Origin of the sequence: Candidatus Mycolicibacterium alkanivorans (genome assembly GCF_022760805.1) — a bacterium.
GTDB lineage: Bacteria > Actinomycetota > Actinomycetes > Mycobacteriales > Mycobacteriaceae > Mycobacterium > Mycobacterium alkanivorans.
Genome location: NZ_JAIVFL010000001.1, coordinates 2,616,522 through 2,629,682, shown reverse-complemented (window position 1 = coordinate 2,629,682; position 13,161 = coordinate 2,616,522). Strand labels below are relative to the sequence as shown.

Here is a 13,161-nt window from a genome sequence, read left to right as displayed (position 1 = left end):
CCTCGACCCATGATCGATGCCGGTCGCATCACCTCCATCTGGCGCTACCCGGTGAAGTCGATGGCCCCCGAGCGCGTCCCGTTCGCCGACGTGGGTCCGCTGGGCCTGCACGCCGACCGGACCTGGGCCGTGCGCGACGTCGAACACGACACCACCACCAGCGCCAAGAAGCTGCCCGGGCTGCTGTGGTGCACGGCTCGCTACGCGCACACCCCGCCCGCGGAGGCCGGCCCGGGAAACGCACCGGAGGTGATCGTCGGACTGCCCGACGGCCGCGAGTTCTCCAGCTCCGACCCCGGCGTGCACCGCGCGTTGTCCGAGCACGTCGACCATGAGGTCGAACTGCGCGCGCTGCCGCCGATCACCGACCGTCAGCAGTACCGCACCCCGATGGCCACCAAGACCGACCTTCGCACTGTGTTCGGTCTCGAGGACGACGAGCCGCTGCCGGACCTGTCGATGTTCCCGGTGCGCAAGCTCGCCGAGATCACCCGCTACGCCACACCGGTGGGCAGCTACGTCGACGCCTACCCCGTGCACATCCTGACCTCGCAGAGCCTGGCCGCCATGGCGGCCGTGGCGCCGGACTCCGAGTTCGACGTGCGGCGTTTCCGGCCGAGTTTGCTGATCGACTCCCCCGACACCTCCGAACATCCGGAGTGGGGCTGGTGCGGCGGGGTGCTGCACGGCCCGCATGCCGACCTGCAGCCGCTGATTCCGACCATCCGCTGCGTGATGCCCTCCCACGACCAGCCGGGGCTCGAGCGCGACCGGGAGATCACCCGCGCCATCGCCGCCCATTCGCGACGGTGCCTCGGGGTCTACGGCAACGTCGTCAAACCCGGCCGGATCGCAGAGGGCGACGTACTGAAACTCGAGCCACCGGCCCGGCCGGCGGCGGAGTCGGGGGCGGTCAAGGTCAAGCGCGCGTTGATGCGCGCAGTGGCCGCAGCCATCCCCAACGGAGGAAGGAATTAGACCTGCGTCACGCAGTCGGCATCGTCGCTGTCACCGACGCGACGTCTCAAACATTCAAATCAGCTCTTGGACGATTCGCAGCAGTTCGCGCCACCGGACGACCCGCGCAGGGTCGCCGACGGCGAACTCGGCGAGCCGGTCGCGGTCCGGCGCCGGTGGCATCGGCGCCACCGGGAGGTGGCCGTCGACCGGAATCAGCGAGCGCCCCGGCGACACCAGGTCCCCAGTGAGCACCGCCGCGGTGCCCAGCCCGCAGTCGTGGGTCAGGTCCGGCAGCGCACCGGCCAGTGCCAGTCCGCCCGCCAGCCCGACGCTGCTGTCCGGTTCGGCGGCGACCACGCACGATAACCCGCAGGTCTCCGCCATCCGCATCGCCCGCCGCACGCCTCCGAGTGCGGTGACCGTCAGCACCGCGATGTCGGCGGCCTCGGTCAGCGCGAGGCTGAACGGGTCGGCGGCCAGGCGGATCGACTCGTCGACGGCGACCGGCACGGACACGCGGCGCCGCACCTCGGCCACGGCCTCCAGCGAGGCGCACGGCTGCTCGACGAACTCGAGCCCCCCGGCCGCCTTGTCCAGTTCCGCAATCACCGCCACCGCGGTCTCGACGTCCCAGGCGCCCCCGGCATCGCATCGGATGACACCGCCGGGCCCCAGCGCGTCGCGGACGGCCTCGAGTCGGGCGATGTCCCCGCGCAGCGACTCCGGCCCGCACGCGACCCGCACGTCGGCGGTTCGGCATCCGCCGGTGCCGGCGATCCTCGCGGCGAGTGCCGGCTCGACGGCCGGCACCGCGACGGCCACCGGCACACGACCGCGCATCGGGTCGGGCCAGCCGACGGTTCCGGCCTCGATCGCCGCGGTCAGGTAGCGCGCTGAGCGCAGGTCGGCGATCCCGTCGGGCGGGCTGAACTCGCCCCAGCCCTGCGGCCCCTCGAGCAGCATGCCCTCGCAGCCGGTGAAGCCGCGGTAGCCGTCGCGCGCCGGGATCGCGAAGACCGGCGCGTTGTCGAAATCGATCAGGGTCTGCACAGCTGGAACGCTACGACGATGCGGGGTCCGGCGGCGACCAGTAGGCCAGCATCGCCGCGAAGGTGTCGAAGGCCGGCCGCGACATTCCGTAGGTGGCCTCGAAATGAATGCTCAGCGCGAAACCCAGCTCGCCGACGCCGTCGATCACCCGCTTGTAGAGGTCGATGAGCATCTGGCACTTGACCTCCGGGTCGCTGGCGGCCAGAGTCCGCACGACGTCCTGTTCGGCGGCGACGGCGGCGTTGCCGGGGTCCTGAATGAGCCAGTTGATGAGCCCGACCCGGGTCTCCACCTTGGGCACGAAGCCGAACGACAGCAGGATCTCGGGGCGGCGCTCGTTGTCTCGTGCGAAGTCGGCCAGGAATCGCACGATGGCGTCGGAGTACAGCAGTTGCGTCAAGCCGTAGGTGGCGCCCTGGCGGCATTTGAAGCCGAACCGTCCCGCCTCCCCTTCCCGCGTGGGGATCAGGATCGCCCCGCGGTTGGGTACCAGGTCGCGATAGATGCCCAAGGCGTCGGTGGGCGCGACGCCCGAGCCTTCGCCGTCGCTCAAGGTCCGGGGCACGCCGACGAAGACGATGCCTTCCATGCCCGCGGCGATCAGCTCGGTCAGCCGGGTGCGCAGCGCGGCTTCGTCCATGAAGGCGGTGACCTGGGTGCACAGCCCCTTGATGCCGGGCAGTTCCGGGGAGATCCTCGACCAGTAGTCGAGGACGTCGAGCTTGGGTTTCATCTCGACCGGCCGGTCGTCGTCCTCGGCGATCATCCCCGGGATCATCACGTGCCGGATCCGGCCCTGCAGGCCGGTCTCGGCCGAGAAACGCACGACCTTGCGCGCCTCGTCGAGGATCTCGTCGGGGCTGCGGTCGGTGTTCGGCGGCACGAGTTCGAGCGCGACCGTGTTGAGGGGCACGACACTGCTCCTGTTGTGAGGACTGGTTCCCGGGGTGCCGGGCGGCTGCGACCGCACATTAGTCATCCGCCGGAAGGTTCACCATACCGATCGGCCTGCGGAAAGCGGTACCCGTCGCTCCACTCACCCCCACCGCAGGTCCCGGGCAGAGCGGTACGGGTCCCCTGATCACGTGCTTCTTCCGAACCTGCGACAAAATCTTGACTCAGTCCAGAAAACGGTGCCACAATCGTAATTGTGACGTCGATGGCGGATTTCGAGGACCAGCTGCGTGCGGCTGACCTGCGGGTGACCCGCCCCCGCCTCGCGGTCCTCGACGCGGTGCACGCCAACTCGCATGCCGATACCGAGACGATCTTCGGCGCGGTCCGGGCCAGCCTGCCCGACGTCTCCCGCCAGGCGGTCTACGACGTGTTGCACGCGCTGACCGCAGCCAGGCTGGTGCGTCGTATCCAGCCCTCGGGCCTGGTGGCGCGCTACGAGTCGCGGGTCGGCGACAACCATCACCACATCGTCTGCCGGATCTGCGGGGTGATCGGCGACGTCGACTGTGCCGTGGGCGACACGCCCTGCCTGACCGCCTCCGACGACAACGGTTTCGCCGTCGACGAGGCCGAGGTCATCTACTGGGGCCTGTGCCCCGAGTGCTCGACTGAGCAAGCTTCGGGATCACGTCCGTGATCGCGGTGGGTGTCTCACCAACTCCTGAGAAAGAAGGACGAAGTGTCTAACAGCGAAAGCCAAAACCCGGGAATCAATCCGCCTGAACCCCAGGCGCACCGGCCCATGAGGAACCAGGACTGGTGGCCCAACCAGGTCGACGTCTCGGTTCTGCACGCCCAGCCGGAGAAGGCCAACCCCCTGGGAGCCGACTTCGACTATGCCGAGGAGTTCGCCAAGCTCGACGTCGACGCCCTCAAGGCCGACCTCGTTGCGCTGATGACCAGCTCGCAGGACTGGTGGCCCGCCGACTACGGCCACTACGGCGGTCTGTTCATCCGCATGAGCTGGCACGCCGCGGGCACCTACCGCATCTTCGACGGCCGCGGCGGCGGTGGCCAGGGCGCCCAGCGCTTCGCCCCGCTCAACAGCTGGCCGGACAACGCCAACCTGGACAAGGCCCGCCGCCTGCTGTGGCCAATCAAGAAGAAGTACGGCCAGAAGATCTCCTGGGCCGACCTGATCGTGCTGGCCGGCAACGTGGCCCTGGAGTCAATGGGCTTCAAGACCTTCGGCTTCGGCTTCGGCCGCCAGGACATCTGGGAGCCCGAGGAAACCCTGTGGGGCTACGAGGACACCTGGCTGGGCACCGACAAGCGCTACGCGGGTGACCGCGAGCTGGACAACCCGTTCGGCGCCACCACGATGGGTCTGATCTACGTCAACCCCGAAGGCCCGGAGGGCAAGCCCGATCCGCTGGCCGCGGCCAAGGACATCCGCGAGACGTTCGGCCGGATGGCGATGAACGACGAGGAGACCGCCGCGCTGATCGTCGGTGGGCACACCTTCGGCAAGACTCACGGCGCCGCCAGCGGCGACCTGGTGGGCCCGGAGCCCGAAGGCGCGCCCATCGAGGCGCAGGGCCTGGGCTGGAAGAGCTCCTACCACTCGGGCAAGGGTGAGGACGCCATCACCAGCGGCCTGGAGGTGGTGTGGAAGCCCAACCCCACCAAGTGGGACAACGGCTACCTGGAGACCCTCTACGGCTACGAGTGGGAGCTGGTCCAAAGCCCCGGTGGCGCATGGCAATTCGAGGCCAAGGATGGACCCGAGGTCATCCCGGACCCGTTCGACTCCACCAAGAAGCGCAAGCCCACCATGCTGGTCACCGACGTGACCATGCGGGTCGATCCGATCTACGGCAAGATCACCCGCCGCTGGCTGGAGCACCCCGAGGAACTCGCGGACGCGTTCGCGCGGGCCTGGTACAAGCTGCTGCACCGCGACATGGGTCCGGTCAGCCGCTACCTGGGCCCCTGGATTCCCGAGCCGCAGCTCTGGCAGGACCCGGTCCCAGCGGTCGACCACGCACTGGTCGACGACAGCGACGTCGCCGCGCTCAAGGCCAAGGTGCTCGATTCAGGCCTGTCGGTCAGCCAGCTGGTCAAGACCGCGTGGGCCTCGGCGTCCAGCTTCCGCGGCACCGACAAGCGCGGCGGTGCCGACGGCGCCCGGATCCGGCTGGAGCCGCAGAAGGGCTGGGCGGTCAACGAGCCCGCCGAGCTGGCCACGGCGCTTCCGGTCCTCGAGAAAATCCAGCAGGACTTCAACGCCTCGGCATCCGGTGGCAAGAAGATCTCGCTGGCCGACCTGATCGTGCTGGCCGGTTCGGCCGCGGTGGAGAAGGCGGCCAAGGATGCCGGCGTCGCGGTCACCGTGCCGTTCGCGGCCGGTCGCACCGACGCCTCGCAGGACCAGACCGACGTCGAGTCGTTCGCGGTTCTCGAGCCGCGGGCCGACGGGTTCCGCAACTACATCCGGCCGGGTGAGAAGACCCAGATCGAGCGTCTGCTCGTCGACCGGGCGTACATGCTGAACCTGACCGCCCCGGAGCTCACGGTGCTCGTCGGCGGTCTGCGTGCCCTCGGCGCCAACTACGGCGGCAGCAAGCACGGCGTGTTCACCGACCGGCCCGGTGTGCTCTCCAACGACTTCTTCGTCAACCTGCTCGACATGGGCACGGAGTGGAAGCCGTCGGCGGAGTCGGAGAACGTCTACGACGGCGTTGACCGGGCTTCCGGCAAGACCAAGTGGACTGCGACGGCCAACGATCTGGTCTTCGGCTCGCACTCGGTGCTGCGCTCGCTGGCCGAGGTGTACGCCGAGGACGACGCCAAGGACAAGTTCGTCAAGGACTTCGTCGCGGCGTGGGTCAAGGTCATGAACAACGACCGGTTCGACCTGCACTGACGCTCAACGCTACGAACCCCCGCGGGCAGCGCCCCCGGAGGTTCGTAGCGACGTGCAGCGGAGTAGATAGCCGCTAGCTACGCCGACCGGGGAACCGCGCTGCGACGTCGCCGTCGTCGCGCCCACACCACCGCTGCCGTCACCGCCAGCAACACGACGGCTAGCACCCACGGCCACGCGCCGTGCTCGTAGACCCACCCCGCCAGAGCCCGCTGTAGCCGGCCCGCGGCGTTGATGACAGGATCCTGCGCGTTGCCCTCGGCGCTGAACAGCCGGATCTCGTAGACGCCGTAGTAGCCGACATACAGCCCGACCACCACCAGCACCACCCCGCTGATCCGGTTGACGTAGGGCAGCACGCGACGCATCCGGTCGACCAGCGCGGCATTGGCCACCGCCACCGCGACCGCGAGCACGCCCACCACCAGCGCAATGCCCGCCACGTAGGCGAGGTAGACCAGCAGGCCGTGGAGAATCGACCCGCTGCGCATGCTGCTGCCGGTGACCGCGAGGAACGGCCCGACGGTGCACGACAGCGAGGCGATCGCGTAGCCGACGCCGTAACCGAACATCGACCCCAGCTGCGCCGTCGGCGTCCACCGGCTACCGAGGCGGGCCGGATTCCAGCTCACCGCGGTCAGCTCCCGGCCCGATAGCAACCAGATGCCAAGGGCCACAAGCACTATGCCGACCACAACTGTCAGATAGGGCGTGTACTGCTGCACGGTCGACGCGACCGACACCGTCAGCAAACCGAACACTCCGAACACCGTCAGGAAGCCCAGCGCCATCGCCGCGGTGGCCGCCAGTGCCCGGCCGATCGCCGCGGGGCGCCCGACATCGTCACCGTTGACCACAAGCGCCAGGTACGCCGGCAGCATGGCGAATCCGCACGGGTTCAGCGCTGCGACCATCCCGGCGGCGAACGCCAGGGCGACCAGATTCTGGTCCACGGCCGCCTCAGGACGCCAGTGCGCGCACCCGGTCGGTGAGCTCCTGCTGCGACATCGCCAAGGTGGGGTTGTTGACGAACGTCGAGGTTCCGTCCGGGCGCAGGAAGACATAGGCCGGCTGCCACGGCACGCTGAACCTGGCCCAGATCGATCCGTCCGCGTCGTTGAGGTTGGTGAAGTTCAGGTTGTACTTCGACACGAAGTTCTCCATCTGGCCGACGTCGGCCCGGGCCGCGACCCCGACGAAGGTGACCTTCGGATTAGCCGCCGCCACCGCGCTGACGCTGGGGGCCTCGGCGTTGCAGAACGGGCACCACGGCGTCCAGAACCACAGCACGGCGGGCTTGCCCTGCAGGCTGGCGCCGCTGAACGGTGCCCCGCTCAATGTGGTGCCGGTGAAGTTGAGTTGGTCGTCGGCGCGGGCCGCCGGCGCCTCGGTGACGCTCACCACCAGCGCGGCGGCGCCCAGCATGAGGGCGGCCGATCGGAGCAAACTGTGCAATCGAAGCTTCATGAGATGACCTCCCGGTCGTCGACTGTCCCGTGCAACGCGCAGCCGACGGTGCAGCCGGCCCGTGTGTATGTCACGGTTTTGGCGGTTCTGGGGTTCACGGTATCGGCGTTGTGACACCGCTGCTACGGCGTGGGGCCCAGGGTCAGAATTGCCTAACCGCCGAGCATCCCCGCGACCGCTTCGTCGGCTGAACCGGGGTGCGGGCCAGCCGCGCCAGGCGGGTTCGGTCGACCAGCACGCAATTGTGCACCTCGGCCAGGTGCTGTGCGGCACTGGTGTAGCGGTGATTCGACACCACCATGGTGGCGGTGCAGTCGTGCACGGCGGCACCCGCGACGACCTGCTGGATGGCCGCACCGTTGACGGCGCGGGCCTGCCGCTTGCACTGCACCGCGGTACGCACGCCGTTCCGGGTGGCGATCAGATCAACACCGAAATCGCCAGTGGCCCTGGTGAACTCGACGCTGTATCCCCTGCCCCGCAGGACGGCGGCCACGTAGTGCTCGAATTCGACACCGGTCATCGAGTCGACAGCGGCCTGCCCGCTCGAGCGGTAGAGCGCCTCGAGCCGCAGATTCCGGCGATGGTTGAGATAGGCCAGTAGCGCGCGCCATGCAGCGACCACAGTGAGCACTGCGGCCGCGGCGGCCAGGACCCACACCGCCCTGTTCAGCAGACCCCCGAGGGCCAGCAGCGCTGTCGCGGCCAACCACAGCGCCAGCCACTGCAGGGCAGTCGTGAAGGCGGTCGACTCCTCGCGCACGCCGTCACCGTATCGGCGCGGTCGGACACGACGGCCCGCGACGGGCCCGGTCTGCCCAAACCGTGATCCGGTGGACGGTATGCCGGTCGAGGTGGCCTGGAAATCGGTGCAGCCGCTGACCAATCGGGTCCTTCCGGCGCTGAACGAGAGGTCAGCGGCGTCGCATTTCCTGCCGACGTTGCTCGATGCGGGGGTCTCCGGTGAAACATGCGTTCTTAACAGGTTTTTAGTCACTGCTCCCGGTGACCTTAACTTTGCGGCATAGCCTACGAGTCAAGGGTGGGGCAACCGCGAGGGGCCACGCGACGCACACTATGACCGGAATGAGGCCGCACATGACGAGTTTCACCTCGCGCTACGGCAACCCTGCTGTTGACCACAAGGGCGCACACGTTCGTGCTCATTTCCGGCATGCGGCGACCGTGGTCGCCATCGGCGGTCGCATCGACGCCTCGAACGTCGACCTGGTCGCCGAATGCGTCAACCGATTCGTCCTCAACGACAAGCCGTTCGTCCTGGACCTCAGTGGTGTGAGTTCGTTCACCCCGCAGTCCGTCCGGTTGCTTGCCGAGATCGACGAGCGGTGCAACGCCGCCGGTGTGGACTGGGCCGTTGTCGGCAGTGACGTCGTGATGCATCGGCTGCGCGCCCGCAACAACGACGTGCTGTTCCCCATCGTCGGCTCGGTGGCCGAGGCGGAGCACGAGTTCGACGACGCCATCCTCAACCGCCGCCGGTTCCTGCTGCCATTGCTGAGCAAGACCGCCTAGCCGGATCGGCTCCATCGCGGGCCCGCGTACCCTGTTGTCGTGGTCCGATCGAACAACATGGTCGTCGCCGCGGCCCTGGCCGCCGGGTTCCTGGTGCTGGCTGCGGGTGTCGCATCCGCTGATCCGAGCACCCCGGCCCCCGCACCGCCGGTCATGCCGCGGACCGCGATGGACCAGGCGGGCACCTATGCGATCGGCACCGACATCGTGGCGGGAACCTACGTCTCGGCCGGACCGGTCGAGGGCGACAAGTGCTACTGGAAGCGCGTCGGTGGCGACGACGGCAAGACCACACTGGACAACGCGATGAGCGCCAAGCCGCAGGTCGTCTGGATCGACCCCACCGACACGGCCTTCAAGACCAACGGCTGCCAGCCGTGGCACCTCACCGACGCTCCCCCGCCGGGTGACACCCCGCCGTGGCTGTCCCAGCTGCAGCTGCGCCACTACCTCGACGTCCTCAACGGGCTGGCCGGTCAGTCCGGAAACGGTCAGCTGCCTCCATCCTGAGGCCGCCTGCTGTGCGGTGGAGTTCGTCGCCGGTAGCTGCGCCGGACAGAAGTCGTGGTCCTGCAACTGCTCGCCCCCTGCGAAGTCACCGGTCTCACCGTCGGCACGGTCGGCCAGCATGATGAACCCGGGTCCACCGCCCACATTGTCAGCGCCGGCGACCACCAGCGTGTAGTTGCCCATGTCGGCGCGGGCACCGGGCACGCCGTCGGCCAGCAAGGCGAAAGGGTCGGCCTCGAGCTCACTGCCGGGCACCGCCATGGCCGTATAGCTATGTCCAGCAAGGGGAATGGGCAACGGAGCCGGCTTGGCGGGTGCCGATCATCCGTATCCGTGAGGCAGCCGAGCTGCTCGGGGTCAGCGACGACACGGTCCGCCGGCGCAACCGGTTCGCCGCGGCGGCCGCCCGGTGGTGTGTGAATGCCCGATTTTCGGCCCCGTTAACGTCATGCGTCGTGATCGTGCTGCTGCCGCCGTCGGAGACCAAACGCCCCGGCGGTGACGGGCCGCCGCTGCTGCTCGACTCGCTGGGCAGTCCGGAGCTCGGCGGGCTGCGCGCGGCGCTGGTCGACGAGTTGGTCGCGCTGGCCGGCGACCGGGAGGCCAGTCGGCGCGCTCTGGGTCTCTCGCCGTCGCAGGACGCCGAGATCGACCGCAACGCCGCGTTGCGTACCGCTGCGACGCTGCCAGCCATCCAGCGCTACACCGGTGTCCTCTTCGACGCGTTGGACGTCGACTCGTTGCACGATGTGGAGGCAGCCCGGGCCCGGGCCCGGCTGTTCGTCTCCTCGGCCCTGTTCGGCCTGCTGCGCGCCGACGACCGGATACCCGCCTACCGGCTGTCGGCGACCTCGAAGCTGCCCGGCCGACCGGGCCTGGCCACCCGGTGGCGTCCGGTGCTCGAGCCGGTGCTGGCCGAACTGGCCGGTCGCGACCTGGTGGTCGACCTGCGTTCGGGGTCCTACGCCGCGCTCGGCAAGGTGCCCGACGCGGTCCGCGTCGACGTTCTGGCCGAGCACCCCGACGGCAGGCGCACCGTGGTCACCCACTTCAACAAGGCGCACAAGGGGCGGCTCGCCCGCGCACTGGCCACGACCAGATCCGAGGCCGGGGACGCGGCGGCTGTCGCCGCCGTTGCCCGCCGGGCCGGGATGAAAGTCGAGCGCAGCGGCAACGAGCTGACCGTCGTCGTTTCGGCCTGACCCGCCCGGGCGGAGTTCTGCCACGATGAAGGGCATGACCCGGTGGCAGTAATCCGAGGCACCGCGCGGTGATGACTACGACGCGCGCTGGCGCATGCAGGCGGCGGCGACGTCCAAGGCGCCCGAGCTGTCCTGGATCGAAGCCGACCTGGCGGAGTTGGGGTCGGCTGTGCCCGGGCCCTTCGACGTCGTTGTGCTGGCCGGCAACGTGATGATCTTCCTGGAGCCGGGCACCGAGGCCAGGACGTTGGCCGCACTGGCCGGCCGGCTGACCGCGGGCGGTCTGCTGGTCGCCGGCTTCAGTATGCGAGCCGACCGCCTGACGCTCGAGCGCTACGACGGGCTGGCCGTCGCCACCGGTCTGCAGCTCGCGGCGCGGTGGGCGACGTGGGACCATGAACCGTTCGAGGGCGGCGATTACGCCGTCTCGGTGCACAAGCTGGCCAGTGTCGGTGGTGTTCGCTAGGCTCGGGTCCCGGCTATGGCGGACGGGGTGTTCGGGGATTGCTGGGCACACCGGGGATTGCTGGGCACACCGAGCAGTCAGCGTGATGACTGAGGGGAACCAATGATGAGGTTGGGGTTCAACGGCCGCAGCCCCGATCACTATTACCGCCTCACCGCCATGCTCGCCGCCCGTGGTGCGCAGACCCTGACCTCTAGGGTGATCGCGGCGATCAGCTTCGGCCTGGGGTTTCTGGCCGCGCTGGCCACGTTCAGTTCCGCAGCCTCCCAGCTGCCCATGGGCCGGTTGATCTGGGCGGTGGCGTCGGCTCTGGCACTGGTCAGCGGGTTGAGCTGGCTTCGGCGCCGCTGGCCGACGCGCCGCGAATCCATCATCCAGGTGTTCGTCGTGACCGTGGCCATCGTCGTTGGCTCCGTGATCCCCAAGGATCCGCTGCAGGGGGTACTCGGGGCGACGGCGCTGACGTTCGTCATCGGCTACACCTCGCTGTTCCACGCCCTGCGGCTGACGGCGCTCATCATGGCCACGGGGCTGGCGACGACGGTGTTTCTCGCGGTGCGTATCGCCGCACACGATATTGCCCTCGGCTTGATCGCGGTGGTGCTCAACACCCTGCTGTACGTCTTCGCCGCGTTCTCGCGCCGGGTGGTGGTCGAGTTGACCGGCACCGACGCCTGGCCCGACGGAGTCGAGCCACTGACCGGGCTGTTCAACCGCGACTCGTTCTACGAGCAGGCGGCCACCCTGCTCGGCGCGCGCAACCGGACCGACGACCGTTACTTCGTGATCGCGGTGGTCAACATCGACAGCTTCGCGGCCATGGTGAGCATGCTCGGCAATCGCGGGGGCGACCGTGCGCGCGTCTCGGCCGGGCAGGCCCTGCGTGAGACCGTTCGCCGCGACGCGATCCTGGCCCATGTGGGCGAGGCGGAATTCCTCATCGCCGACACGTTCACCGGCCCCGACCCCTCACCCCTGGTCGAGCGGGCCCGTGGCTCGATCGCGACCACGCCGAACGGGATGACGGTGAGCATCGGGGTGGTGAGCACGCCGCTGCGTCCGTTGACCGAGCATCCCCCCCACGGGGTGCTCGACGAGATCGTCGCGCTGGCGACCACGGCGATGCACGAGGCGCGGCGGGCCGGGGGCAATCAGGTCCGTTTCGTCACCGACCCCGACCTCAGCATCTCCGACGACGACGATGATGATCTGCCCGAGTCACTGATCTGACTGTCCGGCGACGGGATTCAGCGCGGAATAGTGTTGGCGGCGCGCCGTCGAGCGCACGGCGCAGCGTCGCCCGGACCCGCTCGGACCACCCGCTGACCCCGAGGCCGAGCTTGGCGATGGTCCCGGAAGCTTCGTGGCCCTGGGTGACCACCGGGCGCTGAGCGGGGAAGGTGCCGTTGATCAGGCTCAGGTCGGAATGGCAGATGCCACTGAACGCCACCTTGACCAGGACTTCACCCTCGCCCGGCGCGGGATCGGAACATCCTCCTGCGCAACAGTTTTGGTGTCGGCGTCGAACCGCTCGGAGCGCGTGGTCGCCATGGCTACTCGACTCCGATCATCACCTCGGTCGACTTGACCAGCACCGTCGCCGGCTGGCCTTCGGCCAGCCCGAGCTCCTCGGCGGCATCCTTGGTGATCGAGGCGGTCACCACCTGATCGCCGCCGCCGAGGCGGACCTTCACCGTCGCCATCACCGCACCGAGCTGAACCTCGACGATGGTGCCTTTGAGTTGATTGCGGGTCGACAAACGCATGAGATCCTCCGTTGGTTCGAAGTCGGCCGAAAGCGGTGCCTCCCGAGCCTACGCAGAACTCTCGCCGTCGGGCTTAAGTTCTGTGGTGAGACGCCGTCGTCACACCGGCGGAGAGTCAACAAGACCGCCATCTGAGGCGGCGGCGCGCCGGGCGGAGCGCTCATGCCAGCGCAGGCGCAGGATCAGCAGCCCGCGATGCGCCTCGAAACCCACCGACAGCGGATCGCGCAGCCGGCGTGCTCGGTGCCGACGTGTTGGTGCCATGTCACCAGTGAACCGCATCTCGGCGAACCCGCGCTGACGTACAGGTGGCGACCGGTGTGCCGGCCGGCCACAACTCGATATCGGACGTGGTGGCCCGGCTGTCAGCGTGCCCCCAGCCGC

At 68.9% G+C, this 13,161-nt stretch carries 15 protein-coding genes and 2 pseudogenes; 8 read left to right on the top strand and 9 right to left on the bottom strand.

Going from position 1 to position 13,161, the window contains the following annotated elements:
- The first annotated feature begins 9 nt into the window (after positions 1-9).
- Positions 10-978, top strand: coding sequence for an MOSC domain-containing protein (locus K9U37_RS13050; RefSeq protein ID WP_243072047.1), 969 nt, complete (start codon positions 10-12; stop codon positions 976-978).
- Between the two features lie 54 nt (positions 979-1,032).
- Here K9U37_RS13050 and K9U37_RS13045 read toward each other — a convergent pair whose 3' ends face one another.
- Together K9U37_RS13045 and K9U37_RS13040 are read right to left on the bottom strand one after the other, a co-directional pair.
- Entirely contained in the window at positions 1,033-2,010 is a 978-nt protein-coding gene (locus tag K9U37_RS13045) for an o-succinylbenzoate synthase (protein ID WP_243072046.1), read from the bottom strand.
- A 10-nt stretch (positions 2,011-2,020) separates the two neighbouring features.
- Positions 2,021-2,923: a mycobacterial-type methylenetetrahydrofolate reductase gene (locus K9U37_RS13040; protein WP_243072045.1), complete on the bottom strand. Its 903-nt coding sequence runs from the start codon at positions 2,921-2,923 to the stop codon at positions 2,021-2,023.
- Positions 2,924-3,169: 246 nt separating this feature from the next.
- Between K9U37_RS13040 and K9U37_RS13035 the strand changes: the two genes are divergently transcribed.
- The gene (locus K9U37_RS13035) at positions 3,170-3,604 is read left to right on the top strand and encodes a Fur family transcriptional regulator (protein ID WP_252394570.1); all 435 of its coding nucleotides are present in this window, start codon (positions 3,170-3,172) and stop codon (positions 3,602-3,604) included.
- A 105-nt stretch (positions 3,605-3,709) separates the two neighbouring features.
- Entirely contained in the window at positions 3,710-5,833 is a 2,124-nt protein-coding gene (gene katG / locus K9U37_RS13030) for a catalase/peroxidase HPI (protein ID WP_243072043.1), read from the top strand.
- Positions 5,834-5,910: 77 nt separating this feature from the next.
- Here the strand turns inward: katG and K9U37_RS13025 are convergent, their stop codons facing one another.
- The 3 genes from K9U37_RS13025 to K9U37_RS20210 all read right to left on the bottom strand — a co-directional run bounded on the left by K9U37_RS13025 (position 5,911) and on the right by K9U37_RS20210 (position 8,063).
- On the bottom strand, positions 5,911-6,786 hold the full coding sequence (locus tag K9U37_RS13025) for a cytochrome c biogenesis CcdA family protein (protein ID WP_243072042.1): 876 nt from the start codon (positions 6,784-6,786) through the stop codon (positions 5,911-5,913).
- 7 nt (positions 6,787-6,793) lie between these two features.
- Positions 6,794-7,300, bottom strand: coding sequence for a disulfide bond-forming protein DsbE (gene dsbE, locus K9U37_RS13020; protein ID WP_243072041.1), 507 nt, complete (start codon positions 7,298-7,300; stop codon positions 6,794-6,796).
- A gap of 142 nt (positions 7,301-7,442) precedes the next feature.
- A complete protein-coding gene (locus K9U37_RS20210) occupies positions 7,443-8,063 on the bottom strand; it encodes a restriction endonuclease (RefSeq protein ID WP_243072040.1) in 621 nt (206 codons plus the stop codon).
- 335 nt (positions 8,064-8,398) lie between these two features.
- Here K9U37_RS20210 and K9U37_RS13010 point away from each other — a divergent pair, with 335 nt between their 5' ends.
- Positions 8,399-8,833, top strand: a complete 435-nt coding sequence (locus K9U37_RS13010) for an STAS domain-containing protein (protein ID WP_243072039.1) — start codon at positions 8,399-8,401, stop codon at positions 8,831-8,833.
- Between the two features lie 57 nt (positions 8,834-8,890).
- Positions 8,891-9,343, top strand: a complete 453-nt coding sequence (locus K9U37_RS13005; RefSeq protein WP_252394567.1) for an Rv1352/Rv1906c domain-containing protein — start codon at positions 8,891-8,893, stop codon at positions 9,341-9,343.
- Between the two features lie 63 nt (positions 9,344-9,406).
- On the opposite strand, the pseudogene K9U37_RS20050 reads toward K9U37_RS13005, so the two are convergent.
- Positions 9,407-9,640: pseudogene (locus K9U37_RS20050) on the bottom strand (CDP-diacylglycerol diphosphatase); the annotation flags it as partial.
- A gap of 158 nt (positions 9,641-9,798) precedes the next feature.
- Between K9U37_RS20050 and yaaA the strand changes: the two are divergent.
- From yaaA to K9U37_RS12985, 3 genes are all read left to right on the top strand, one after another.
- Positions 9,799-10,545, top strand: a complete 747-nt coding sequence (gene yaaA, locus K9U37_RS12995; RefSeq protein ID WP_243073364.1) for a peroxide stress protein YaaA — start codon at positions 9,799-9,801, stop codon at positions 10,543-10,545.
- A gap of 94 nt (positions 10,546-10,639) precedes the next feature.
- Complete coding sequence (locus tag K9U37_RS12990) at positions 10,640-11,011, top strand: class I SAM-dependent methyltransferase (RefSeq protein ID WP_243072037.1); 372 nt, start codon at positions 10,640-10,642, stop codon at positions 11,009-11,011.
- Between the two features lie 105 nt (positions 11,012-11,116).
- Positions 11,117-12,241 (top strand): GGDEF domain-containing protein, encoded by a 1,125-nt coding sequence (locus K9U37_RS12985; RefSeq protein ID WP_243072036.1) that lies wholly within the window; start codon positions 11,117-11,119, stop codon positions 12,239-12,241.
- 61 nt (positions 12,242-12,302) lie between these two features.
- Here the strand turns inward: K9U37_RS12985 and K9U37_RS12980 are convergent.
- The 3 genes and pseudogenes from K9U37_RS12980 to K9U37_RS12970 all read right to left on the bottom strand — a co-directional run.
- Positions 12,303-12,562: pseudogene (locus tag K9U37_RS12980) on the bottom strand (alcohol dehydrogenase catalytic domain-containing protein); the annotation flags it as partial.
- Between the two features lie 2 nt (positions 12,563-12,564).
- Entirely contained in the window at positions 12,565-12,777 is a 213-nt protein-coding gene (locus tag K9U37_RS12975) for a TOBE domain-containing protein (RefSeq protein ID WP_243072035.1), read from the bottom strand.
- Between the two features lie 99 nt (positions 12,778-12,876).
- On the bottom strand, positions 12,877-13,041 hold the full coding sequence (locus tag K9U37_RS12970; RefSeq protein ID WP_243072034.1) for a hypothetical protein: 165 nt from the start codon (positions 13,039-13,041) through the stop codon (positions 12,877-12,879).
- Positions 13,042-13,161: the final 120 nt, after the last annotated feature.

Bases quoted from the DNA above. Each gene is read 5' to 3' on its own strand.
- K9U37_RS13035 (WP_252394570.1), top strand. From the start codon at position 3,170: ATGGCGGATTTCGAGGACCAGCTGCGTGCGGCTGACCTGCGGGTGACC.
- K9U37_RS12970 (WP_243072034.1), bottom strand. From the start codon at position 13,041: ATGGCACCAACACGTCGGCACCGAGCACGCCGGCTGCGCGATCCGCTG.
- katG (WP_243072043.1), top strand. From the start codon at position 3,710: ATGAGGAACCAGGACTGGTGGCCCAACCAGGTCGACGTCTCGGTTCTG.
- K9U37_RS13050 (WP_243072047.1), top strand. From the start codon at position 10: ATGATCGATGCCGGTCGCATCACCTCCATCTGGCGCTACCCGGTGAAG.
- K9U37_RS13005 (WP_252394567.1), top strand. From the start codon at position 8,891: ATGGTCGTCGCCGCGGCCCTGGCCGCCGGGTTCCTGGTGCTGGCTGCG.
- dsbE (WP_243072041.1), bottom strand. From the start codon at position 7,300: ATGAAGCTTCGATTGCACAGTTTGCTCCGATCGGCCGCCCTCATGCTG.
- K9U37_RS12985 (WP_243072036.1), top strand. From the start codon at position 11,117: ATGAGGTTGGGGTTCAACGGCCGCAGCCCCGATCACTATTACCGCCTC.
- K9U37_RS13010 (WP_243072039.1), top strand. From the start codon at position 8,399: ATGACGAGTTTCACCTCGCGCTACGGCAACCCTGCTGTTGACCACAAG.
- K9U37_RS12975 (WP_243072035.1), bottom strand. From the start codon at position 12,777: ATGCGTTTGTCGACCCGCAATCAACTCAAAGGCACCATCGTCGAGGTT.
- K9U37_RS12990 (WP_243072037.1), top strand. From the start codon at position 10,640: ATGCAGGCGGCGGCGACGTCCAAGGCGCCCGAGCTGTCCTGGATCGAA.